Consider the following 810-nt stretch of genomic DNA (forward strand, 5'->3'; position numbering starts at 1 on the left):
CGGCTCACCACAGCTTTTCGCAGACTTACACGTCCTTCATCGCCTCTAACTGCCAAGGCATCCACCGTATACGCTTTGTCACTTAACCATACAACCCCAAAAAACCTCGTTAGAGCTTTTTACTCGCCTTTTGAATCCGAGTAAGAGTAATGTCGTATGATGACAAGCTAATCGTGTATTACCTTGTTATCAATCAAATCGATAACAAGTAATTCAAGTCAAGTAGAGTAATGGCGTGAAAGAACATCTTTCGATATTCAATCTCAGTTACTCAATTTTGATTGATTACTAATATCAGCTTTCCAAATTGTTAAAGAACATGGTGGTAATAAATACCATCTTAAAAAACACTGCTTCGAATGCGTTTTGAGATGGTGGAGCTAAGCAGGATCGAACTGCTGACCTCCTGAATGCAAATCAGGCGCTCTCCCAGCTGAGCTATAGCCCCATCTATATGGCTTGCATACTAACTTATGGGTTAGTGGGTTTCTTTCTTGATCGAGGCATCGGATTGCGTAGTGTGCCCGTAGCACATGAGCAATTCGATAACGAAGAGCAAGGAAGAAATGGTAGGCTTGGGCAGACTTGAACTGCCGACCTCACCCTTATCAGGGGTGCGCTCTAACCAGCTGAGCTACAAGCCTATTGGGTAAGGTATACCTTAGCGTTCTTTTCTTTCGATAAACAAAACAATCTGTGTGAGCACTGCGCTAAATGAATGTCAGCGTCGATTTTTTGGTAAGGAGGTGATCCAACCGCAGGTTCCCCTACGGTTACCTTGTTACGACTTCACCCCAGTCATGAAACACA

The 810-nt window shown here is 43.6% G+C and carries 2 tRNA genes and 2 rRNA genes; all 4 read right to left on the reverse strand.

Annotated features, from left to right (window positions below):
• Positions 1-88: ribosomal RNA gene (locus DXV75_RS17005) — 23S ribosomal RNA — on the reverse strand; the annotation flags it as partial.
• Between the two features lie 284 nt (positions 89-372).
• Positions 373-448, reverse strand: a tRNA-Ala gene (locus DXV75_RS17010).
• Between the two features lie 119 nt (positions 449-567).
• Positions 568-644 (reverse strand) — tRNA-Ile (locus DXV75_RS17015).
• Positions 645-739: 95 nt separating this feature from the next.
• Positions 740-810 (reverse strand): 16S ribosomal RNA (locus DXV75_RS17020); the annotation flags it as partial.

The organism is Alteromonas aestuariivivens (genome assembly GCF_003367475.1).
GTDB lineage: Bacteria > Pseudomonadota > Gammaproteobacteria > Enterobacterales > Alteromonadaceae > Alteromonas > Alteromonas aestuariivivens.